The sequence below is a fragment of the Nostoc sp. genome, from assembly GCF_036917815.1.
In the GTDB taxonomy this organism is placed as follows: Bacteria; Cyanobacteriota; Cyanobacteriia; order Cyanobacteriales; family Nostocaceae; genus Nostoc.
The window spans coordinates 35,242-59,405 of record NZ_JBALEK010000014.1; the positions used below are offsets into that span (position 1 = coordinate 35,242).

Below are 24,164 nucleotides of genomic sequence, written 5' to 3' on the forward strand. Positions count from 1 at the left end.
AATCCATTAGATTCTGACAGCGCTTCCGTAGAAGGATAGCAAAAAATATACAAAGCTTCAAGAGTATAGCATTACAACGTTACAATTCCCCGATTTAACTCTTGAGTTTTGACCGTGCCAAGCAGTTAATTTTCTGTTTGCTCTTTAGTCGATTGACCAGATAATTGACTAATTAACGCCTGGACAAGCACTTGCGGATCATCTGTTTCAACGGCAAGCTGTTGAGCAATCTGTTGGCGTAAGTTTTCATCCTCCTGCAACATCACAAATAACTCTTCTATGGTGACAGTTTGGTATTCTCCCTCTGGGGGATTCTCTGGGGGATTCTCTGGGGGATTCTCTGGGGGATTCTCTGGGGGATTCTCTGGTGAGTCTGTTGACTCTAATATTGGAGCAGTTGGTTCAGGTGGCAAAGTTGTGTTAAGAGCATCTGGTCCTTCATATTCCCAAATTGGTTCGCCTTGATTGCGTGTCAACAACTGCATCCCGATACTATAGGCAACATCTCCGATTTCTGGGATGTCCAACTCACCCAGTTGCACTAACCGCGCCGCCATTTCATTATTGGGTGTCGGTGATGCTAATAATCTATCGCCAAAGCGCCCTAACCACTCAACCCAGTCTTCTGTTGGAATGCGATGCTCAATATTATGCAGCCATTTCCGTGCCCATGCTTCCCCTCGTGCTTGATGTACTCCTTGCAAGAGTTCGTTGAAGAGAAATTCCAGATCCGTATCGCTTAAGGGGGGTGCTGGTTCTTTTTCCACATTCTCCCTAGATTTTGAGGCAGTCTGTTTTCCACCAAACAAGCTCTGAAAAAGCTTTTTGAGCCATTGAAATAGCTGCTTGAGCATCTGCTACACCATCGAAATATTGCTTATCCTAAAATTGTAGTGTAGCGATCGCACCGGACTAACGTATAGTCATTGGTCATTGGGCATGGGGCACTTGTACTGAGCGTACCCCTCCGGGGATCTTGCTACGCGTAGCGTCTCCAAGAGTTGCCGTTGGCGCAGCCTAAGAAGAGAAGTATTGGTCATTGGGCATGGGGCATGGGGTATCTTCCTTGTTATCTCACCTAATTTTTAATTTTTAATTTTTAATTGATTTCTCCTCACTCGTTAATTAGAACAAATGTACTAAATGATATGCTATAATTCCAATACCATTGATGTTGAAATCATAGTATAGGATAAGCTCTGGTTGCTTGCATTCCTGAGTGCCAAAATATACGGCATTAGTTGAGTGCAGTGGCTCTGACAATATCGATAAACAAAGCAGGTACCAGAGTTTAAAATAATTGAATCCTAAACTCGACTCGGTGCTACTAATAAACGTTGAAAGGCATTGAAGTCTATTTTTCCATGTCTTACGAACCCCTGCACCACAAATATCGCCCAAAGAGTTTTGCTGAACTGGTGGGTCAAGAAGCGATCGCTACCACCCTCACGAACGCGATCGGCACATCCAAAATCGCCCCCGCCTATTTATTCACTGGCCCCAGAGGTACGGGGAAAACTTCTAGTGCCCGGATTTTGGCCAAATCCCTCAATTGTCTTAAAGGCGATCAGCCCACTGCTGAACCCTGCGGCGTGTGTGAGGTTTGTCAGGGAATTACCAAGGGTTACGCCCTAGACATAATTGAAATCGACGCCGCCAGTAATACTGGTGTCGATAATATCCGCGAGTTGATTGAAAAAGCCCAGTTTGCTCCTGTACAGTGTCGCTATAAGGTTTATGTTATTGATGAATGCTTAACTGGAGATTCTCTGGTTTTGACTGATGAGGGACTTCAAAGAATTGATGATCCCACAATTAAAGACAAGAAGGTTTTGAGTTACAACGACTCATCTCTGAAGTGGGAATTTAAGAAAGTGGTCAGGTGGTTAGACCAAGGAGAACGGCAAACCCTGGTTATCAAGACAACTAATCGAGAAATTAGATGTACGGGTAATCATTTAATTAGGACAAACCAGGGATGGCTACCAGCATTGGACGTAAAAGAAGGAGTGAAGATACTATCCCCTGTGAATAGGGATCTGGAAAACCTCTCTCCTACAAGGGGAGAGGCTTTGAATTCTCCCCATTCCCTAGTAGGGAAGGGGGCTGGGGGGTTAGGTTCACGCGATGTGAAAAGTCAGGTGAATGTGGATGTGGCATCTTCATGGATTACAAGTTTGGAGACAGTCGAATCTGTTCACCTCGCTGGGGTTGAGCGAGTTTATGACATTGAAGTAGCAGATAATCATAACTTTGTGGCAAATATGCTCTTGGTACATAATTGCCACATGCTCAGTACTCAGGCATTCAACGCCCTACTAAAAACACTAGAAGAACCACCGAGACACGTAGTTTTTATATTGGCAACAACAGATCCGCAACGGGTGTTACCAACGATTATTTCACGCTGTCAAAGGTTTGATTTTAGACGCATTCAGTTAGAGGCAATGGTGAAGCACTTAAGTGCGATCGCCTCTATAGAAAACATTCATATTTCACCCGACGCTGTAACCCTGGTAGCCCAACTTGCTCAAGGAGGGTTACGGGATGCCGAAAGCTTACTTGATCAATTGGGTTTATTAGCGGGTGAAGTTACACCAGATAGAGTTTGGGATTTGGTGGGGACGGTAAGCGAACAAGACTTGCTAAAGCTTCTAAATGCGATCGCTCAAGATAAACCAGAAGCAGTTCTAGACTGTACTCACTACATCCTAGATCGTGGTCGAGAACCCCTAACTCTTCTGCAAAATCTCGCCGCCTTCTACCGCGATTTACTCATAGCTAAAACCGCACCCAATCGCCACGATTTGGTTGCTTGTACTCAACAAACTTGGACAGCGCTGGTTGAATTTGCTCAATACTTTGATATGAGTGCGATTTTAGCAGGACAGCAACACCTACGAACATCAGAAGTACAAATTAAAAATACCACTCAGCCGCGTTTGTGGTTGGAGGTAACATTACTAGGATTGTTACCCAGTGCAACGAATATTCAGCCACAAGCCCCAAGTGTTGCGCCACGAGTTAACATACCTGCTGTATCTCCAAGCTATCCTTCAGCAGTTGTCCAAAGTCACCCAGTCTCTTCTGTACCTTTAGCTGAACCACAAACAAATCATAATTCTGTATCCTCCAATCATCTGGCAATTGCCCAAAATCAGCCCGTCAGTTCATCTCCCACGGTTGAACAGCAAACAAATCACAATTCTGCTGCTAACTCAGTTTCACCACCAACCCCAGAACCGGTATCTGTACCTGTGTCGCCTGCGAACACTGAACCAGTAACTTCAGAAGTTGTTGGGGAAGCACAATATGACTTAACTCAGGTTTGGCAACAAGTGCTTGCTAACCTCCAGCCAAAATCCAGGCAAGAAATGCTGCGTCAAATGAGCCGTCTTATAGAGTTTGATGGTAATGTGGCTCGAATTGCGATCCAACAGGCATGGTATGACAAGGCGAAATCTTATCTACCGATGATTGCGGCAGCTTTCCAGCAGACTTTCCAGCGTGAAATCCAGATAAATATAGAAAAAGGAATTTCTTCAAACTCCACCTCAGCCAAAAAAAATCCTCCCCCAAAAGACTCTACTCGCCCTCAGCAACCACCAACTCCCAGTTACAACCAGCAAATTTCGCCTCCGGCGTCAGTACCACAGCCAACTAATCCACCACCAGCACCGACAGCAGCAAAAAATGGAAATGGGGTAAATGGAAACGGTGTAAATGGAAATGGTGTAAATGGAAATGGTGTAAATAGAAATGGGGCGCAAACTTTGCCTTCACCGCCAAAGCGAACACCCGCACCTGATTGGGAAGTTGACGAAGTAGCGATCGCAGCTCAACGCCTAGCAGAATTTTTCAACGGGCAAATTATCCGCTTTGCAGATGATTCTACAGAATTCTCCGACTCCATGACTACACCTGAATGGGTAGAAGAATCAGAACTTGATGATGAATAAAAAATTGGGCACTTGTACTGAGCGTTCGCGTAGCGTCTCGTAGAGAAGTCGTTGGCGCAGCCTCTCCAAGAGTTGTATTGGGCATTGGGCACTTGTACTGAGCGTTCGCGTAGCGTCTCGTAGAGAAGTCGTTGGCGCAGCCTCTCCAAGAGTTGTATTGGGCATTTGTCATTTGTCATTGGGAGAAAATTCCAAACTCCTAACTCCTAACTCCAAACTCCCCATGCCCCATGCCCTATTCCCCATTCCCAGTATGCAAGGTTTTCACCCATTTCAGCCGTTTTGGTCTTACCGACATCCGGGCGGTTGTACTGCTCATAACGACAAACCAGTGCAACATATATAAAAATCCGCGCAGGGTTTGCAGCAGCATCAGAAAATATGTAGAAGGTGGTAATTTTTGATCTTGACGTATTCGCCTCAGTCCTGTAAACATCCCTACCATCGACATACTAAGGGACAAGCCTGTGATGGTAGTTAACATTGGTGGACGATGACGAGCGATCGCCATTAATAAATCTGGGACTGATGCTGTTGGCAAAATATACATAATCAGCATAAAAATCAGCAAATCCCAGCTTTTGCGCCATCCCATGCGGTTTTTGAGAATTAAATCCCAATAATCCAAATAGCGCTGATATCCGCCTTCTGCCCAACGGTTGCGCTGATGCCAAAGTGCGATCGCACTTGTCACTCCTTCTTCTTGCACGGCTGGATGGAAAACACACTCAATATCCCATTTATCCAAATGTAAGCGGATTGTCAAATCCAAATCATCGGTAATGGTTTCCTCATTCCAGCCCCCGCAGCTTTCCAAGGCTGAACGCCGGACAAATTGACCATTGCCTCGCAGTTCGCCAATACCACCAAGGGCACTGCGCTGTTGCTGAAACCAGGTATCAAGAGCCATTTCGGCCATTTGCCCCTTAGTCCAAAAGTTTTCTTTAGCGTTGGCGATCGCTTTTCGCACCTGCACCGCCCCCACCTTTTCTCTTTGAAATAAAGGTATTACCTGTTGTAGCAAGTCTGGTGTTACTTGGGCATCAGCATCAAATACTGCAATAATATCGCCCTTTGTGAGCGGCAATACCTGATTCAACGCCCCCGATTTGCCGCCACTAGCTTGTGCTGAACGCCTGAGTACTTTCAGTTGGTCATGTTTTTGTTCTAGTTCTGCTAATAAAAGTGGCGTGCTATCACTGCTATGATCGTCAATTATCCATACTTCGTACTGCCCCCCTGGATATTCCAGATTACAAAGATTTTTGACTAATTTAGCAATTACCGCTTCTTCATTTTTCGCAGCCACTAGTACAGAGACAAAGGGCAAATCCCCCTGTATTTCTTTTGGATAGCGATGGGATTTAGTAAACACCACCACCAAAGCATGAAATCCTAGAATGGTGGCCAGTCCTAGAATAAATATAGAAGCCCAAGAAACTAAATGTAGAGCGATCGTGCCACTCCAGACGATAGTCAAGACTAGAGCGGCTTTGCCTCTACGACCTTGAAACCGGGGTGTTAGAGACACAGGATTTGTTTCTAACACAGACTCCTCATCTACTGATAGGTCAGATAACAAGGAGTTGAGCGGATCAAGCTCTTGATAAGAATCTTCTTCGGGCCAGGAATTCGCTGGCATAGGTTAGGTTGCTTGATTCAAAAATCAGTATTTGTCTACAGTTAGTAATTTTACGGACAAATATCCCTAAGCTACTTTTCCCGACATTAATCGGAATGGGCAAACTGCAATACCCGCTATCCTTAAACCAAAAGCTACTGGGACTACCTTTGTTGTCACCGCCACTCTGCATAATTACCCGCGTTAACCACGTTTACTACTCTTAGACAGAGGCTTGATTCCTTTGATACCCACTTGGGCAGGAAGCTTGTAGAGTTGGACTTTCTCTAATGAGAACTCCGGTTTGGGCAAAGTAATAACAAGGTAGCAGCAGCTTGTTGTTGGGAGAAACTGCAATAACTGCATCCACCACTTTACAGTCAGGATTTTTAATGTTATCGTTCCCAGCTTCGATAAAAGTTAATGCAGCATCATTGTAACCGAGATTTTTATATTTCTTTGCAGTAACTTCATTTATTGGGAATTGGGCATTGGGAATTGGGCATAAGAGATGAGTCTTTGATAGTTGCTAAGGGACTGACAAGAAATAAATTATCCAAATAAACGTAGACGCGATAGCGGCTTGCCGCAGGCTACCACAGAGACAATAGAGTTGCCAGTGCGCCCTTGCGGTTAAGAGACTTGTTCGCGTAGCGTCTCCCCCTGGGAGAAGCAACTGGCGCGACACAGAAAAAGGAGAAATAGAGCTGACTTTTCACGGTATCTGGAAAACCTCACTTCTATTTCTCTCTTCCTTTAAGGAGAGAGACTTTGAATTTTCCCCCTTCCCGCACTTCGTGCCGCTACGCGAACGTAGGGAAGGGGGTTAGGGGGTTAGGTCAATCGTTAGCTTTTCCACATACAGCGCTTCCGGCTATTATGCAATACAATTTTCCTCTTGCCCCTCTCCTATCATAGCTTTCAGCTTTGAGGATGTACCTCATAGCTGCCGGAAGTGCTGTAACGTGAAAAGTCAGGAAATAGAGAGGGTTTTTGGGTCAGTTTTGGGACATTTTTTTATTTGGAAGTCCCTAATGAGTCTTTGAACTCCATTCCCCACTCCCCATTCCCCACTATGTGCTTTAGACACATCTTTTGGGAATACTACTAACAGCCACTAATATCCCCAGTTGTCAACTAATTTGAGGAATATTTAACAATGTCTATCGATCAAATCCAGCCTGCGACTCAACAGCAAGCCAGTGTTTACTTACCTTACGTTCAGGGTGCTAAACGCAATTTCTTGCCTTATGCCATCAGTCTTTATCAAAAAGGCGTTTTGGAGGGACATCGGAAGATAGAAGCCAGTGAACACGTCCCCTTTGTCGCCTCCTGGAATGTTGCTACCCTACCCTCAGACTTAACCCGTTGCCGAATCCAGTTTGATGGCAACGCTGATATGAGTTATGAACTGATGATGGCTAGTTTCGAGTTTATTAATTTTTTAATTGAACTTATGGACAACTATAAACGTTATCGCGTAACGGATTTTCCACAACCGTTTTACCGCAAGCTACTACGTATAGACGATTAATCAAACTCAGCCGAACTTTTGCAAGTTCGGCTCAAATAAAAATCATCACATGCAACAATGCAACACCAATATCCAACATCCAAAATCCGAAGCTGACTATGGTGTTGGGGACTTTTTTTTTACGGTACTGCCTCCTTTCATATCCAGTAATTGTACCAATTCGGTTGTACTCAATGATTTGACGAGACTCAAACCAAGTGACTTACTAGAAATACTTTGAGCGTAGGCGGCGTTCAGGTAGGGGGTGTATTGTGACTTTCCTACAATGTATGTTTGGAAGAAAGGTAAACTCAAAACATTCATGTAACGACGCGCTTGGGAAGCATCACCAATCATATCCGCAGGTAATGCTACTTGTTGATTTGCGGGGTTTCCATTGCCAATGGTGGAAAAGTGGGTGCCACCTACAAGGATGACGAGATACTTTTGGGAATTCGCCAACCAGGAAAAAGGTAAAATTTGCTCGGATAAAGCTGGTGCAACTGCATCATCACTACTGCTGACAATCATTACTGGAGTTTTGATTTGACTTAAGCCAGCTTTGCCGAAAATCGAACTAGTAACGGGATTAACTGCGATCGCCGCTTTCACTCTCTCATCCCGCAGGTTATAATCCTTGTCAGTCTTGCTGATGCCCAATTCCAAAGCCCGACACTGAAGCAGTAAAGACATATTCCAGGTATTTTGGAGTGCTGCTGGTTTACAGTCTTGTTTTAGCTGCTCAAAGTTAATTTTAGCGCCTGCCAAGGCCAAGGCTGTGTAGCCTCCCAAAGATTGACCAAATACTCCGACTTGTTGCAGATTTAACCGACCTTTAAACCGTGAATCAGATTGATTACCTTTTTCCAATTGATTCAGTATATATGTTACATCCAAAGGCCGGTCTTGAAATTCACTTGGTTCGGCTATTTCAATGGCGTGTCCATTTAGCAGAGAATGCAATTGTTTAGCATCACTACCAGGATGATTGGGAACGACGACGGCGAATCCGTAGGAAGCTAGATGGGTGGCTAAATATTGAAAGTTGCTGCTGTCTAAACCCAAGCCGTGAGAAATCACAATTACGGGTGCCGGACTTTGGACGTTGGGAATGTAAACATCAGTCAATAAAAGCCGATTGCGCGTTGAGTCGAAAAACTTCAAGATGTATTTTTGCGACTTAAACTTTCCCGGAACCTGTAAATCGGGCAATTGTGATAAATTGGGTTGCGAAATGCTAGCAGCTTCTATTTTAGACTTTTGGGAAACTGCTGCGATCGCTCGATGGGTTTGGCTAACAAGTTTATCTAATTCCGTAGCTATTTCCAAAGTCTGCGCTACATCAAGGTGAATGCTGCTGCTGGGATATTTACGCAACACATTCAAAAGCGTCAAACCTCCCGATTCACCAGAGGCTAAAATTAGCGCCGAACGCAAAGTACTCAATCCTGTTTCTGGCTGAGGGGATTTGGCTGTAATCACTTGCGCTAACCGATGCAGCAAAAATTCTCCTTGCGGTGTCTGGAGAAGTTGTGAAACTACTACCGGAGTAACTTTCACACGATTAAGTAAAATCCGCCGCAATTCTTGAAGCTGTTGTAGAGGCAGATATTGCTGATAGGCTGCCAAGTCTTCGTTAATTACACCTGTTTCGGCGTAGTTTTCTAAAGTTTTAACTGAAATTGAAAGCTCTAAAGCTGAATAAGATGCATAAATCCGCTCTGCTGCTAAGACAGAATTACTAATCCCAAAAGTTGGCAGCACCATTGAAAGAACCAGCAATAGGGAATTTTTTCTGAGGGTGCTGGCCCAATTACCAAACAAACTATTCATCGCTCAACTATTTCGGTGGTCTGGTTTTATCAGGTGTTGGCTTTGGTAGTTATTCGGACACCCTGCTTGGTTTACTTAAAGTTATTAGCCTCAATTTTATCAAAACAGAATTTAGGAGTCAGCAGTTATAATTCAGGATGAATTATGTATAACTTGCGAATGTAGCTTGCTAAAAATAATAGGTATGAACTGGTTTAAAATCCCCACCAAATCTAGAATGTGGTAGTCAAAAAAAGTAGTTATTCCCAATCCCCTAGTAATTTATTCTGACTCCTGAATTCTGATTTTGAATTCTTTTTCAAGGATTTTTCGGCTATAAAGTCAACAATCAAATACTATAGAGTCACGCAGATGGGTAAAGTATCCGGCTGACCCTAGTAGTTTGCCTTCACTATTAAATCATAACAAATAAAAAATACTCCGCCTCAGTATTTATGTTGTAGCTTTGAAGATGGCACAAATTCACTAGATAAAAAACCCAGTAAAAATCCTGAAAAGCATTCCGATTAATCAGCTTTTCCCAAAGCGATCGTTACTGAACCAGTGACTACTAAACCAGCTCCTAACATTGCTATGAAAGTAAAGTTTTCTGGTGGTGTCCAAGAAGGTGTAATAACCAATACAACTGCGACTGATATTAATGTCACAATGGGAGCTAAAGCTAATACTGCACTTACTCGTGATGCTTCCCAATGTTCTAATGATTCGGCAAAAGCACCGTAAGCGATTAAAGTATTCAAAGCACAAAAAACCAACATCCCTAAATGGAAAGTATCAAGTATAAAAAGTGATTTTACTCTGGCTAAAGGAGTGAATAATAAAGCACAGCCGCCATAAATAGTTAGCATGATACTAGGGGAAGATAAAGATTGTAATAACTGCTTTTGTGCCAAAGCATAAATAGCCCATGCTGTTGCTCCTAGCGCAATCAAGACACTACCTAGTATATATGTGCCATGCGCTGTAATTAAATTCGTTAGTTGTTCACGAAAAAATAAAAGATAACCGCAAGTCATTACACTTACACCAATCCATTGATACAGCCGGTAACGTTCTTTAAAAATCACTAGCCCTCCTAAACCTAATAAAAGGCTAGACAATTGAATCAGAACTTCAGCGTTAGCAGGCGATGTTAATGCTAAACCTTGCATGAATAGAAAGTAATTAATCCCTAAGAAAAGTGTAGCGAGCGCTAATAACTTCCAAGAAGCAGAACGCAATTGTTCTAACTTTGGTAATTTACCGCGTATTCCTAAATACACAGCAAGCATTAAAAATGATACCAAAAAGCGAAACCAAATAACGGTATAGACATCAAGTACTTGTAGAGTTACTGCAAGAGCAATAGGTAAAATTCCCCACAATAAGACTGTCAATAGCGATAACGCTAGCCCTAAGCGCCAACGACCAGAAGTTTGATGGAGTGACATTGAAATATCCTACTAAAAGTAGGGCTGATAATAAGCTAAAACATATCTGATTTGCATATCTAAATTAGATTACCAAACTTTTCTTGATAAATTATCTTAGTAGCCTAGTACCACAAGGCGGAAGTCAAAAGTCAAAAGTCAAAAGTCAAAAGTATTATGGAATAAGCTCTTTAGGAATTTTAAATGGTTGCTCTATTTCCGCCGAACTGTACTAGTAGTCTGTCAAATACATTTTGATGGATAAAAGAACGAACCACATTCGCGTTAGCGTCTCCCCTTCTCACATTGGGAGAGGCTAGCGCCAAGGGGAGCCAGTGCGGTCTTCTCCCAAGGGGAGACGCTAAAAGCGATAGCGCCGGCGGCAAGCGAGTCCGCGTACCCTTACAGGGAAGCAAGCTACGCTTTTAGCGTCTCGTAGAGAGCGTCTGGGGTCTCCCCCTCCGGGTTCGGCAGTCCCTCTTTGTTGGGGCAACAAGACCGGGCTGCCTCACCAAGTGGAGCATCTGGCGTGGTTTCCCCCATGAGCGACTCTGACTTTTCACGTTATGTGGAAAAGTCCACCAAAAACCTAACCCCCTAACCCCCTTCCCTCCTAGGGAAGGGGGAAAATTCAAAGTCTCTCTCCTTTTAGGAGAGAGATTTAGAGAGAGGTTTTCCAGATGCCGTGAAAAGTCAGATGAGCGACTGCCGTCGCTAAGTAAGAAGGAAAGAAGAAAAATTGAAAGATTTATTTATCCGTCAATTAGTTCTTGACAGACTACTAGCTAATACAGATTCAATATGGAACAGCATAGAACAGCTTATCTACGCTACTCAATTTATTTGTAATCCGAAGAGTTTTTTTTTTGTTCATAGAAAATTCGTAAATTACGTAATTACTTTACATGAATATTAAATTTCAAATTTGATCGTAAATGTATACTTTATTTCGATGTTATTTTTTTACAAAAAACTATGGGGATTATACCCATAATCAGCTTAGTAGTATTTATTACTAGCTTATCAGGCTACTTGCTACTGACCTCAAGAGGTCGATTTTTGCTCAAATCTTTGGTGACAAAAATACAGAGCCAAGATTGGAGATTTAGATATAGCAAGCCTAACTACCTGAGATCAAAATTTTCAAGAACTATAACAATTGCTGCCATTATTACGGCAACAGTAATAGCTGGAAATACTGTATCAGCACAGGTTTCGGCATCACCTCAAGTTTCACTCAAGAGCGTATCGATTCCAGAGCCTAGCAATCTTGGAGACTTCGTAAAAGACAAACGAGCTGCAATCAAGTTAGGAAAGGCTCTTTTTTGGGATATGCAGGTTGGGAGCGATGGAAAGACTTCCTGTGCTAGTTGTCACTTCCATGCTGGAGCCGACAATAGATCCAAAAATCAGATCAATCCTGGGCTTTTGCGGATCAATGCCGATGGGACAGCGAATCCAGATACAATTTTTAATGTAGGCGGACTACCAAACTACCAGCTCAAGCCGGGAGATTTTCCCTTCCACAAGCTGTCAAACCCAAATGATCCTACGACTCTTGTATCTGACCGTAACGATATCACTTCCTCTCAGGGGGTCTTCAACACGGAGTTTGTTGATGTTATACCCGGTAGTGCCGAAGACAAAGTAACAAACGAGCCAGATCCGGTGTTTAATGTGGGTGGCATAAATGTGCGCCACGTCCAGGGGCGTAACACACCAACTGTAATTAATGCAGCATTCAACTTCCGCAACTTCTGGGACGGAAGGGCACAAAATATCTTTAATGGGGTGAATCCCTTCGGTTTAAGAGATCCTAACGCCTCTGTCGTCAAAGCCGAAAGCCCAAATAAGCTCGAATTTGTCAAAATCAGCCTGAATAATTCGTCTTTGGCTTCTCAGGCGCTCGGACCGCCACTCAGTTCTACCGAGTTGTCCGCCAATGGTCGCACCTTTCAAGAAATTGGTGATAAGTTCGGACGAACTAATAAGGGCAAAAAGCTCCCCCGAAAACTTGGGAAAAAGCTATTTACTCTCAGACCGCTAGGTGAACAGGTGGTGCATCCACAAGACAGCGTTTTAGGCGAGGATAGTAGATGGCCTAAACCCGGACTCAAAAATAGAACCTACGATCAGCTGATTCAAGATGCCTTCAAGTCGGAGTGGTGGAAGTCTAATCGACTCATCCAAGTCGATGCTCAAGGTCAACGAACTTTTGTCAAGAAGCCCGATCGCTCCTTGGAGACTGATGAGTATACATTGATGGAGTACAACTTCTCGCTATTTTTTGGGCTTGCAATTCAGTTGTACGAGTCTACACTCATTGCCAACGATACGCCCTACGATCGCTTCTTAGAAGGAAACACCACCGCCCTAACTCAGCAGCAGCAACGTGGAAAAGGACTCTTTGAGGGCAAAGGTGGCTGCATTGGTTGCCACACTGGATTAGAATTAACATCTGCTTCAGTGAGCAGCGTGACTCAAAACGGACGAATCAGACGTGCGCCGTTCCCACCACAATCCCCTGAAGACACTGGTTTCTTCAATATCGGTGTCAGACCTCCTACAGACGACCCCAGTTTGGGTGGTAATGACGGTTTACAGGGTAACGGTCAAGGTAATCCGCTTTCAGAGGCACGATTGGCTCAACTGGGTAAATTTCAGGTTCTCCTTGGCGAAACCCCCCCCATCCTTGCTCCACCGTTGAATTCCAGTGAAGCAGTGATTGCAGATGGAGCCTTCAAAGCACCTGGACTTCGCAATGTGGAACTTACTGCTCCCTACTTCCACAATGGAGGTCAGGCGACCTTAGAGCAATTGGTTGATTTTTACAATCGGGGTGGTGATTTTGGACTTCTTCCCCCACTCAATCTTTCACCGGAAGAAAAACAGGAATTGGTCGCCTTTTTAAAGGGATTGACTGATGAGCGAGTTCGGTATAATAGAGCGCCTTTTGACCACCCGCAACTGTTTGTCCCCAATGGACATCCGGGTGACTCTACACACGTTACCGATGATGGTACTGGCAAAGCTACAGATAGCTTCCTGGAAATTCCTGCTGTTGGTAGCAATGGTGGTAGTCCTAGACCAAATTTCCTGAATTAATCCCATTTCACAAAAATACCTGAGATAGATATGTAGGAGCGTACAACTGTACGCTCCTATTTTGGCGATCGCAACTATGGCTCGACTAAGGAGTGCGTAGGCGTAGCCCGCCGGAGGCATCGCCAAGTATCGGTTCTATATTGCTAACTTTGGTATTATCTAGGTAATTATAGACTCTTCTCGAAACTTCACGGACAAAATCCCCAGCTTTGGGATCATAGTTTGGTCTTTGCACCAAAACACCTGCTAAATAGCTTTTGCCGTTGGGCATTTGAATAATACCCGCATCACCAATAATAAACCTCAATGTACCAGTTTTGTGGGCGATAGTAGCTCCTTGACCGATACCAGCTGGTAGTAAACTATTAGTTTTGACATGGCGCATAATGCCTAAAACTTGATTGCGGCTATTTGGGGATAACAAACGATTATTAGAAACTAACGCTGCCAATCTGACCAAATCTTTAGAACTAGTTGTATTTGTGCCAGCGATGTCTGGAAGTAAATTCCGAAGTGCTGTATTTTGCAATCCCCAACTCCGAAAACGTTGGCTAACTTTTGCTGCACCACCCAAGCGATCGAGAATCAGATTTGTGGCGGTATTGTCGCTGATTGTCATCATCAAGGTAGCAGTTTGTAGGACGCTAAATTTAGTTCCGATGGGTTTGTATTGCATAATTCCCGATTCACCAACCCTTAAATCGCGCCGCATCACTAATTTATCTGTGAGTTTAATTCTACCTGCATCTATTTCTTGGAAAAGAGCCACTAATAAGGGAAATTTGATTGTACTGGCAGCAGCAAATCTTTTTTCGCCATTAATATCTATATAGTTTCCTGTAGATAAATCTAAGAAAAATATCCCTGGATTCAATGATTTATAACTTGCTAATAATCCGCGAATTTGAGAAGTAATACCAACCATTTCTTGACCAAGATTTATAACTCCAGCAAATGTAGATGCATCTGTGGGTTTGATGGCAATATCTTCTCTATTTTCCCCAACAATGGGATTATTTCGGCGGTTAAATGAATTGAATTTGAAAATCCAATGAGAACGAGAATCTCCTTTAATTGATATATTTTGGGAAGTAACGTCATAACCAGGAGCTAACTCTACGACAATACGAGTGGCTTGAGAGTCTGATTTTCCAATGCGAATTTCTTTCACCACCTTACCAAAACTTTGTTTGACACTATCAGAATTAAAATTAGTTCCAGGTAAGTCAATCACCAATCGGCTAGGATTATCTAATAAAAAGGCTTTTGGTTCTATTCCCGAAGTAGTAGTTAAGTCTAATTGGTTTTGGCTAGAATCATAGTACCAAGACTGCAATTGTGAGGCTTTTGCTTGTCCTGCGACTATAAGCAAACTGCTTAAACCAATCGCCAGTAGATGTGATTTCATGTTGTGATTGTGGGTGTGCAAGTATGGAGCAACTAATCAGTTTTACCTGAGATTCTTTTCTGATGACTGTGCTTAACTTCCGGAGAAAAAGTCATAAATCCCATTGAGTTATTTTTTGAGATGATATTTGGGATTAGATAAGCACGATAAATCATCATTACTTATTAAAAGTAAATCGCTGACACTTTTATTTGTGATGTGAGTTGACAACAACAGAAATTGTTAATCTAGCGGAAGGACGAGGGTCGGATTAATTATGTTTCCAACTCACAGCATAATTCTGAATTCAGGAGTCAGAATTCAGAAGTAAAACAGGCTTTTTTTATACCTGGCTTTAAAACGAATCTTTGTGTACTTCACTTTCCTTGAACTTCCTTATGTTTAGTACAGAGAGAAAATAAACACTGTTGACACGTAGCCGAAAGTTTCAAAGGAATGGTGTTATAGCGGTTCCCATTCAGATGCAGTACAACGTTACATCACGAGGTGTAGGGGCACGGCAATGCCCATTGGTGTCAACTTAAGCTAAAACCCTTTTCAAATCTCGTTTCTAGCCTCTGGCTGGAAATGCTGCTCCTGGCGGCTCTGCCGCCAGTAAGGGAGGCGGCAGCCCCAACGACGGGCATTCCCAGTCGGAGACTGGGAACGAGGCAATCTAAAAGCTGGTTCTAGGCTTGCTTTCACGTTAAGTTGACACTCATGGGCAATGCCGTGCCCCTACGGGTGTACCTCACGTAAACGATAACTGCTATATGAGTCGCCAAGCGAGAAATTTTCAACTAGGATTTTCTGACCCAGGACTTACGCAAACAATAGCTAAAACCCTGATTTTTAGGTAGGGGCAATTCATGAATTGCCCCTACAGCGTGTAGTTTTGCGTAAGTCCTATGACCATGTTAAAAAAAATCAGCCATCCAAGGCGAAACACCCGCAAATATTTGCGTAGCTGCTAAAATAGCTGTTTCTATCCCATAGAGTTTTCCGGCTATTTGCAAATGGTAGGGCGTGAATAGACTTGTATACAATGGTGCCAATTCCCGAATATCTAGCTGCAACTCACCCTTTCCACCTCTTGTGACTTCACCGCGTCCATTGGCAACAGAAAGAATGAATTTACCATTATTTTCAGTTAGCAAATTATCTTGAATTTCTAAGTGCAGTTCCGCTTGAATTCCTAATGGATAACCCCGCATCTCCAATGCCTTGACTACATCTATTACCCGCAGCAGCCAACGACTCTCACGCCATATCTTGGCAGTTTGTTCAGGTAGCAGCAATGTCAGGGAATCAATTACAGAACTCTTCCATCGTACCCGATGAATTTGGGAGCGATGATTTGCCAGAAAAGACCAGAAAGTTTGTGCAGCAGCAACGGTGTGGAGTACCCAATCTTTCACCCAGAGAATTTCACCATCTTCTGTTCGCTCTTGAGTGAAGATGATGTAGCCTTGAGGTTGGTCTTTAGTGCCAATAAAATAGGCATAGACTGTTTCCTTCTCATCTGGTTGGATTAAACGCTCCCAGATTGCTGGATGTCGGTCTAAATATCCCTGCGTTAGTCTCGCCTGTTGCTGATATAGTTCATGAAATACTTGATGATTGATGTTTACTATTGGTTCTAAAGCTAGGGGTTGCTCCCGCACCTGGATATTCCTGGTAGCAACTTCCCAAATACACCAGCTACCGCCCTGCTCATACCCGACTTTTCGGTACAAACTTTGAACGGCTGGATAAAGAGCGGAAATTGGAACTCCTCTGGCATAAAGTTCTTTGAGGGTGTGTTGCATGAGAGCGATCGCAGCTCCCGAACCGCGATATTCTGGAGCAATGCCCACTGCCGCAATTCCTGTCATTGGTACACACACACTACCCCACCACTGACCCATATCGAGAGTTGCCAATCCACCAACTAATTGCTCCAATCCGCGAATAATACGGAAATTTTCGACACCAATGAGGTTGATGTAAACTTTCTCGCCACTAAGTGCGCTGATAAAACACTGCTCAAGGATATACCCAAACTGCTGAATATCCTGTGGATGGGCAAGAGTGCTGTATTCAAATTGAGTGGTCATCTTTCATACCATTAGTAAGATAAAACCACAATCATGCTACAGCAGACGTTGCCCCAATGCTTCACGGGATTTTAGATTTCAAATTTTGGATTTTGAAATTATATGTTCAAAATTTAATCTGTTAGCTTCAGGACTGTTTCTTCCACTTATAGCGCCTGGTGCGCCACCCCTTTATTGCTCTTAACAAACCACTTACAAAAAATATGTCAATAAGTTGGATTTACCTCATCCTCGCAATCCTCTTTGAGGTTTCAGGTACAACTTGCATGAAATTATCCGAGGGATTTACTAAAATAGTTCCTTCGGTATTAATATTTGTCTTCTATGGACTTTGTTTTACTTTTTTGACCTTTGCTCTCAAGAGACTTGAAGTGAGTGTGGCTTATTCTGTCTGGGCTGGATTGGGAACTATCCTAATCGCTATCATTGGTATTATCTGGTTTCGTGAATCTGCCACATTCATCAAACTTTTCTCGATTGCCTTAATAATCATTGGGGTAATTGGGATAAATGCGAGTCAATAAAAAACTCCATCTCCTTGTGGGTGGAGTTTTTGGGCATGGGGAATGGGGCATACTGCGGTGAACGGGTTCCCCGGCATATAGCAAGTGGCATCATGGGGAAGAAGTTACCAATGCCCAATGCCCAATGCCTCGTCGCTTTCAATGAAGGAGGAGTCAGGAGTCAGAATTCTTTATCAATAGCTCAAAATTTATTAAACCCAGCAGAACGACGATAAAGTAACCAAATAAACAGAGGTGAACCCAGCAAGGCGGTAACGGAACCGACTGGTAGTTCTACTGCTCCTAGTCTAGAGAGTAAATCTGCAAAAGTCAGTAAGCATGCACCGGCCAGGGCGGAAAGTGGTAAAACAAAGCGATGATCTGTACCAACGATCAGGCGGACACCGTGAGGGACAACAAGACCAACAAATCCAATCAAGCCACCGATGCTGACTGCACCTGCGGCTAATAGAGTGGCGACACCACCAATTAATAAGCGCGATCGCGTCAACGAAACCCCTAAACCCACAGCCAAATCATCTCCCAAAGCCAGCACATTTACCGATCGCGCCAGCAAACATCCCCCGATCAATGCAACAATAATGTAAGGGCCAGCCGTAGCAATTTCTTGCCATCCCCGTCCATTGAGACTACCAACCAGCCAACTGAGGGCAATTTGAATTTGACCGTCTTCAGCTAAAAGCAGCAATGTACTTTGTACAGCACCAAATAAAGAACTTATCGCCACTCCACCTAAAATCAACCGCTCAACCGAAATTCCCGACCCCGCACGAGCGAGCAAAATCACGATCGCGGAAGTCAAAATTGCACCCATCCACGCTGCGAGAGGAATTGCGATCGGGAATATTTGCCATACGATCATCATAATCACAATTAATCCTGCACCTGCTGAAATACCCAAAATAAATGGATCGGCAAGACTATTGCGTAACATTCCTTGCAGCAGCGCTCCTGACATTCCCAAGGCTGCGCCGACAATGAGAGCAGCAGTAATGCGTGGGAGACGCAAATCCCAGAGAATTGTCTGTTTAACTGGATCGCCTTTGCGGAGAATGGCTTGCCAAAATTCCGACATATTTAAAGGTACTGCTCCTTGAGACAGCGACAGTGCTAGCGTTACCACCAGTGCTGTACCAAGGAGTAAAACAGCCCAAAATACCCGGTGTTCACTAAAAATTGTTTGAAATGGTTTAGTCAAATTTAGATATGTATTTTTTTTCAATATAGTCCGTCTCAAACACAGATGCATTGGGCATTGGGCATTCATTGAGTAAGAGAGAGGAGAGATAAAAGTTGAGCTTCAGAGGCTCAACTTTTAAGTTTTAACTTTTTCTACCCTATGCCCCATGCCCCATGCCCAATACCCCACTACGTCAACTCCAGCCCACCTTGATAGCCAGTGACAATGCGCCCACCATCCTTGAGGATGTGGACTTCTATCTGATCGCTAGCCCAAGTAATTTGGTCTTGGAAAGCCGGGTTTAAAACACGAACCCGTTGATTACTAGAAGAGACTGGAGAGTTGGGAGAGTTAATTGCCAAAGATTCTACAAAAGGCCCGTCAATCAGGATATCGAGTTGTTCTAACAATTCTTGAGAACCTGGCGGCGCCGATTGAGACTGTAGCTGCTTAAGAGTGAAGCCAGTAAAAGACATTACATTTAACCCAACAGCTTTTACCTTTCGAGCTAAAGATGCCAGTGCAGTTGCTTGCCAAAAGGGTTCTCCACCAGAGAACGTTACACCCATATTGCGGGTATTACTGAGAATATTCTCGGCAAGGGTATCAATAGCAATCAATTGGTTAGCCTCAAATGACCACGAGTTAGTATTAAAGCAGCCAGGACACTCCCGAAGACAACCTTGTACCCAGACGACTGCACGACAACCAGGACCATTAACTTCTGACTGATCAACGTAACCCATAATGTTGAGATAGCCAGGTGGAATTTCCATGAGTGCTAGCGATGGGTCAGTTGGCTTAATTTCCATCTCTTTAACTCCTTTTAGCCTTGCCTGTTAACCGTTAACTATAGCGAATCTCCAATTATTTGACACTCCTCTGGCCTTTAGGCCAGAGGATTCTCAGTTCAGCGACCCATCTTGCCATCACAGGTTTGCACCAGCGACAGTAGGGGTTGAATCTCCCTGAGCGTTTTCTACGTCGGGCGCAGAGATTGCCGACCATGCAGGTTCAGCAGCAGACTGACGAGCCAGAGAATTCAAATTGTTAGCAAACGGAAACTCAGCCGCAAGAATGGCGCATTGTTTGTTCAAGTCATACTTAGAGACTTTCGGGTTGTCCATCCAGTAGCGGATGCACTTATTCCGAATGAACTGAGTAGCACGAATTGCTTCGTCAATAGCGACAAACTGGACTGATTTAGCGTAGGCTTTGAACTCGAAAATTAGCATTGGATTTGGCTGCTTATGCTAAAATTTTAGCTGCAACTATGGAGGGCAGTAATGGGTAGAACAAGGAATTTGCTCATCTCCTCATCCACCCGCCATCGCCTGCTAGCTGCGCTTTTGCATCTAGTGGCAGGTGGAATCGTCCCTTTGCCTCCTATCCAGCCCCGCGCTGAAGCGACGGGGTTTTTCGGAGATTTCCGATAAACTTTGGGGGGTTTGGAAAAGTCCGCTTTAACTTACTAGACTAAAGTTAGTTGCCGAACTAGTATTGACTCTCCCATAGATAGAATAGATGACTCAACAAACTTCTAGAATTTGTATCCTTGGCGGAGGCTTTGGTGGACTCTACACAGCCCTGCGGTTAAGCCAATTACCTTGGGAATCGACGCAAAAACCCGAAATTGTTCTAGTAGATCAAAGCGATCGCTTCCTATTCTCCCCTTTACTTTACGAATTACTCACTGGCGAACTACAAACCTGGGAAATTGCCCCACCCTTTGAAGAACTTTTACAAGGCACTGGGGTACGTTTTTATCAAGGGGTTGTGTCGGGAATTGACATCGACCAGCAACGGGTAAATATACATGAAGGTCCCCAAATCCCTTATGACCGATTAGTGCTGGCGCTAGGAGGGGAGACACCGCTAGATTTAGTACCTGGTGCAACAGCCTACGCTTACTCATTCCGCACCATCTCTGATGCCTATCGGCTGGAAGAACGGCTGCGATTTTTAGAAGAATCGGATGCTGATAAAATTCGGGTAGCGATCGTTGGCGCCGGCTACAGTGGTGTCGAGTTAGCCTGTAAGTTAGCCGACAGACTAGGAGAAAGAGGACGCTTTCGCATCGTTGAAATTGCTGACCAAATTTTGCGAACTTCCCCAGAGTTTAACCGCGAAGCAGCAAAGAAAGCAATAGAAGCCCGTCGTGTGTTTGTTGATTTAGAAACCAAAGTGGAATCAATAGAGCAAAATTCCATTTCCCTAGAGTACAAAAGCCAGTTAGACACAATTCCCGTAGATTTGGTAATTTGGACTGTGGGAACTAGGGTTGCGCCCGTAGTGAAATCTCTTGCTCTCAAACAAAATCAGCGTGGTCAAATCAGTATTACATCCAATCTGCAAGTCATCGATCATCCAGAAATCTTTGCCTTGGGCGATTTAGCAGACTGTCATGATATTGAAGGGCAGCAAGTCCCTGCCACTGCACAAGCGGCTTTTCAACAAGCTGATTATACTGCTTGGAATATCTGGGCAACTCTGACTAATCGCCCCCTCCTTCCCTTCCGCTACCAACAGTTAGGAGAAATGATGGCACTCGGAATAGACAACGCCACTCTCACTGGTTTGGGAATTAAACTAGATGGTCCTTTGGCATCCGTCGCCCGTCGTATTGCCTATTTATATAGGTTGCCAACTTTAGACCATCAGCTGAAAGTTGGTTTTAATTGGCTAGTCCGTCCGATCATAGAAACACTTTCTCGGTAACTTAATGGGCATTGGGCATTGGTAAAAAATTAAGACATATACCATAATTTGCTTTATTTATGGCAAGCTACTTAGCAGATGGTAGACTCTACCCACACAAACTCTCTTACAAGCCAAAATCTAAAATTCAACATTCAAAATTTTCAAACTTTGATGGAACAACCGAAAGTTATTTTTTTAGATGCTGTGGGTACACTCTTCGATGTCAAAGGTAGTGTGGGTGAAGTTTATAGTCAGATAGCCCAAGAATTTGGCGTTACGGTTTCAGCCGAAACATTGAATACAGCCTTCATCAAAAGCTTTAAAGCCGCTCCGCCGCCGATATTTCCAGATGCAGAACTGCAAGACATTCCTCAGCGCGAGTTTGATTGGTGGCGGATAATTGCTCTGAACACTTTTGAAAATGCAGGTGTTCTCAGGGAATTTTCTGACTTTTCGGCTTTTTTTAGCGAACTTTATATCCACTTTGGCACTGGCGAACCGTGGTTTGTCTATCCCGATGTCTTACCAGCTTTAATCAACTGGCGGCGATTGGGAGTTACTTTGGGGGTGCTGTCCAATTTCGATTCCCGGATTTACTCAGTATTGCAAAGTTTGGGATTGAGAGACTTTTTTACCTCCGTCACCATTTCTACCCAGGTACGTGCAGCTAAACCCGATCCTCAAATTTTTGCTATCGCCTTAGATAAACATCAATGTTCCCCAGAGGCAGCATGGCATATTGGTGATAGCATTATAGAAGACTATAACGGAGCTAAAGCAGCTGGAATCAGAGGCGTTTGGATCAACCGAGGAAAATGAGGGAGATACTTTGACATCGCTATTTTTTATAGCGCCTCAATTATAGATGTGATGCCTGGGTTGGGCTACGCCTACGCCATTTTTTCTAGAATCTGAAAACGCAGCATATACTCGAAAGCTGATAATACTAACAATTCATAGTAGTTATGTCAGCACGCCAAACGCCTAAAAAAATTATTTTTGGACTTTGTTTACTTAGTTTAAACTTCGGTGCGATCGCTTGTTCGCCAAAGTCTCAAGTAGTCACAAAGACAGAATCCACCCCACAAGCGATCGCAAATCAAAATACACCAGTAGTAGCTTCCGTCCCAACAAAAGAAGATAAACCAATCCCGAAATACGAACACATTTTTGTCATTATTGAAGAAAACAAGTCCTCCGAGCAGATTATTGGCAATTCCAATGCACCAATAATCAATCAGAGGTCACATTGCAACCATTGTAATTACTAACCACGGTTCACGGGGTGTAGTGGATAAAACACCCTACAATCATTACTCACTGTTGCGAACCACCGAGGATGCTTTCGGGATCTACGAATACCTAAATCTGGCGGGCGATACGGCTCAAGGAGTCAAGCCCATGACAAGCCTGTTTGCTAAAAAATAGGCATGGGGTATGGGGTATGGAGAGATGAGGGAGATGAAGAGAATAAGCAATCCCTAATCCCCAATCCCCAATGCGCCCCAACACTCGTATGATCAACATATCAAGAAAACATAACAGCCAGATTTTTACCGCAAAACATGGGCAGTATTTGGGAAATCGATTTTTACTCCCGTCCGATTTTGGACGCTAATCAGAAAAAAATTTGGGAAGTCTTAGTCTGCGAAAGCCCTTTGGATATCGACACAAAAGCAGATTCTTTGTTTCGTTATGCTCAATATTGTCCCAGTACCCAGGTAAATTCGGGCTGGTTGCGGACAGCGTTGCAGGAGGCTATTAACCAAGCTGGAAAAGCACCAATTAAAATCCGCTTTTTCCGCCGGCAAATGAACAATATGATTACTAAAGCCTGCCAAGACTTGAGTATTCCCGCCCAGCCTAGCCGCCGCACTTTGGTTCTTAACCAATGGTTAGCACAGCGTATGGAAGAAGTGTATCCTCAAGAATCAGGGTATCAAGGGGGGACTAATCCTTCAGTCCGGTTGGAGAAACCTTTGCCGCAACGTTTACCAGATGCTTTGGAAGGACAGCAGTGGGTATTTGTTACCTTAGATGCTGCGGATTTAGCAGAAATGCCAGACTGGGAAATTGACTTTGGTGAAGCTTTCCCCCTAGAGTTGGCGCAAGTGTCACCCAAAGCCCGTATTCCTGGGATTTTAATTTTCTCACCTAGAGCGTTGCCTTTAGCAGGCTGGATGTCTGGTTTGGAGTTGGCTTTCTTGAGATTTGACACCAGCGAAGAGGCGAGATTGCTTTTAGAAACTGGTGTAACTGAAAGCTGGATTGTGGCAAATATCAAAAAGCCTCAAATTTTAGCAGAAGCGAAAGGTTTTGAAGAAGCCAAGCAAAAAGCTAATGGAGTGCATTTTATCGGTGTACAGTCTGATCCCAAAGCAGAATCTTTTGCTGGTTTTTGGCTGTTGCAAGAGGTGAATCTTTGAAAATTGGGCATGGGGCATGGGGCATAGGTGGAGAATAACCAATGATCAATGACTAATGACCGAATGGCACTAAGAAAACCCCAAAGGCTTGTGTCGCCTTGTTCCCAGCCTAGAGGCTGGGAACGAATTCTGAATGGGCTGCTGCCTCTGGTCAAGCCACTGGAGGCGGCAGCCCTCCCAGAATGGGTTCCCAGCCTCTAGGCTGGGAACCAGTGAGGAAGCTGTTTTCAGGTAAATAGACCATGCGGTAGGGGCACAGCATTGCTGTGCCCCTACGATAGATGTGGTTCAAATACATGAAAACTGCTGTAACTTAGTGCCATTCGACTAATGACCAATGACTAGATCCGTTGAGATATGGCGATGATTTGGGATAATTAACTGCGTCCATCAGCGTTGATCTGCGGTTTC

General features: G+C 43.9%; 19 protein-coding genes and 1 pseudogene. 9 read left to right on the plus strand and 11 right to left on the minus strand.

All coding sequences use genetic code 11. The features are described from left to right. Positions 1-125: 125 nt before the first annotated feature. Entirely contained in the window at positions 126-854 is a 729-nt protein-coding gene (locus V7K97_RS04140; RefSeq protein WP_334799423.1) for a hypothetical protein, read from the minus strand. A 510-nt stretch (positions 855-1,364) separates the two neighbouring features. On the opposite strand from V7K97_RS04140, the gene dnaX reads away from it, so the two are divergent. Then, positions 1,365-3,959: a DNA polymerase III subunit gamma/tau gene (dnaX, locus tag V7K97_RS04145; protein WP_334799424.1), complete on the plus strand. Its 2,595-nt coding sequence runs from the start codon at positions 1,365-1,367 to the stop codon at positions 3,957-3,959. On the opposite strand, the gene V7K97_RS04150 is transcribed toward dnaX, so the two are convergent. Then, entirely contained in the window at positions 3,939-4,124 is a 186-nt protein-coding gene (locus V7K97_RS04150) for a hypothetical protein (protein ID WP_334799425.1), read from the minus strand. The genes dnaX and V7K97_RS04150 overlap by 21 nt on opposite strands. Positions 4,125-4,194: 70 nt before the next feature. Beyond that, entirely contained in the window at positions 4,195-5,601 is a 1,407-nt protein-coding gene (locus V7K97_RS04155) for a glycosyltransferase (protein ID WP_334799426.1), read from the minus strand. A gap of 1,138 nt (positions 5,602-6,739) precedes the next feature. Here V7K97_RS04155 and ebsA point away from each other — a divergent pair. Continuing rightward, positions 6,740-7,114: a type IV pilus biogenesis protein EbsA gene (gene ebsA, locus V7K97_RS04160; RefSeq protein ID WP_334799427.1), complete on the plus strand. Its 375-nt coding sequence runs from the start codon at positions 6,740-6,742 to the stop codon at positions 7,112-7,114. 96 nt (positions 7,115-7,210) lie between these two features. Here the strand turns inward: ebsA and V7K97_RS04165 are convergent, their stop codons facing one another. Continuing rightward, a complete protein-coding gene (locus V7K97_RS04165; protein WP_334799428.1) occupies positions 7,211-8,926 on the minus strand; it encodes an alpha/beta hydrolase in 1,716 nt (571 codons plus the stop codon). 506 nt (positions 8,927-9,432) lie between these two features. After that, complete coding sequence (locus V7K97_RS04170; protein ID WP_334799429.1) at positions 9,433-10,356, minus strand: DMT family transporter; 924 nt, start codon at positions 10,354-10,356, stop codon at positions 9,433-9,435. A 954-nt stretch (positions 10,357-11,310) separates the two neighbouring features. On the opposite strand from V7K97_RS04170, the gene V7K97_RS04175 reads away from it, so the two are divergent. Next, positions 11,311-13,440, plus strand: coding sequence for a cytochrome-c peroxidase (locus tag V7K97_RS04175; RefSeq protein ID WP_334799430.1), 2,130 nt, complete (start codon positions 11,311-11,313; stop codon positions 13,438-13,440). Positions 13,441-13,525: 85 nt separating this feature from the next. On the opposite strand, the gene V7K97_RS04180 is transcribed toward V7K97_RS04175, so the two are convergent. The 3 genes from V7K97_RS04180 to V7K97_RS04190 all read right to left on the minus strand — a co-directional run bounded on the left by V7K97_RS04180 (position 13,526) and on the right by V7K97_RS04190 (position 16,923). After that, positions 13,526-14,848 carry a serine hydrolase gene (locus tag V7K97_RS04180; protein WP_334799431.1) on the minus strand — a complete coding sequence of 441 codons (1,323 nt, stop codon included), beginning with the start codon at positions 14,846-14,848 and terminating at the stop codon, positions 13,526-13,528. Positions 14,849-15,385: 537 nt separating this feature from the next. Next, the gene (locus V7K97_RS04185) at positions 15,386-15,532 is read right to left on the minus strand and encodes a hypothetical protein (protein ID WP_334799432.1); all 147 of its coding nucleotides are present in this window, start codon (positions 15,530-15,532) and stop codon (positions 15,386-15,388) included. Positions 15,533-15,744: 212 nt separating this feature from the next. Next, positions 15,745-16,923 (minus strand): GNAT family N-acetyltransferase, encoded by a 1,179-nt coding sequence (locus V7K97_RS04190; protein ID WP_334799433.1) that lies wholly within the window; start codon positions 16,921-16,923, stop codon positions 15,745-15,747. A gap of 203 nt (positions 16,924-17,126) precedes the next feature. Between V7K97_RS04190 and V7K97_RS04195 the strand changes: the two genes are divergently transcribed. Further along, a complete protein-coding gene (locus tag V7K97_RS04195; protein ID WP_334799434.1) occupies positions 17,127-17,447 on the plus strand; it encodes a DMT family transporter in 321 nt (106 codons plus the stop codon). Positions 17,448-17,628: 181 nt separating this feature from the next. On the opposite strand, the gene V7K97_RS04200 is transcribed toward V7K97_RS04195, so the two are convergent. The 3 genes and pseudogenes from V7K97_RS04200 to V7K97_RS04210 all read right to left on the minus strand — a co-directional run. Beyond that, complete coding sequence (locus V7K97_RS04200) at positions 17,629-18,696, minus strand: FecCD family ABC transporter permease (protein ID WP_334799435.1); 1,068 nt, start codon at positions 18,694-18,696, stop codon at positions 17,629-17,631. Between the two features lie 119 nt (positions 18,697-18,815). Continuing rightward, entirely contained in the window at positions 18,816-19,439 is a 624-nt protein-coding gene (locus tag V7K97_RS04205) for a 4Fe-4S single cluster domain-containing protein (RefSeq protein WP_334799436.1), read from the minus strand. A 180-nt stretch (positions 19,440-19,619) separates the two neighbouring features. Continuing rightward, positions 19,620-19,862: pseudogene (locus tag V7K97_RS04210) on the minus strand (RNA-guided endonuclease TnpB family protein); the annotation flags it as partial. Between the two features lie 289 nt (positions 19,863-20,151). Here V7K97_RS04210 and V7K97_RS04215 point away from each other — a divergent pair. From V7K97_RS04215 to V7K97_RS04235, 5 genes are all read left to right on the plus strand, one after another. Next, a complete protein-coding gene (locus tag V7K97_RS04215; RefSeq protein ID WP_334799437.1) occupies positions 20,152-21,345 on the plus strand; it encodes an NAD(P)/FAD-dependent oxidoreductase in 1,194 nt (397 codons plus the stop codon). 153 nt (positions 21,346-21,498) lie between these two features. Then, complete coding sequence (locus V7K97_RS04220) at positions 21,499-22,146, plus strand: HAD-IA family hydrolase (RefSeq protein ID WP_334799438.1); 648 nt, start codon at positions 21,499-21,501, stop codon at positions 22,144-22,146. 146 nt (positions 22,147-22,292) lie between these two features. Beyond that, entirely contained in the window at positions 22,293-22,598 is a 306-nt protein-coding gene (locus tag V7K97_RS04225) for a hypothetical protein (protein ID WP_334799439.1), read from the plus strand. A 294-nt stretch (positions 22,599-22,892) separates the two neighbouring features. Then, positions 22,893-23,753: a Tab2/Atab2 family RNA-binding protein gene (locus V7K97_RS04230; RefSeq protein WP_334799440.1), complete on the plus strand. Its 861-nt coding sequence runs from the start codon at positions 22,893-22,895 to the stop codon at positions 23,751-23,753. Between the two features lie 48 nt (positions 23,754-23,801). Next, entirely contained in the window at positions 23,802-23,954 is a 153-nt protein-coding gene (locus tag V7K97_RS04235; protein WP_334799441.1) for a hypothetical protein, read from the plus strand. Positions 23,955-24,164: the final 210 nt, after the last annotated feature.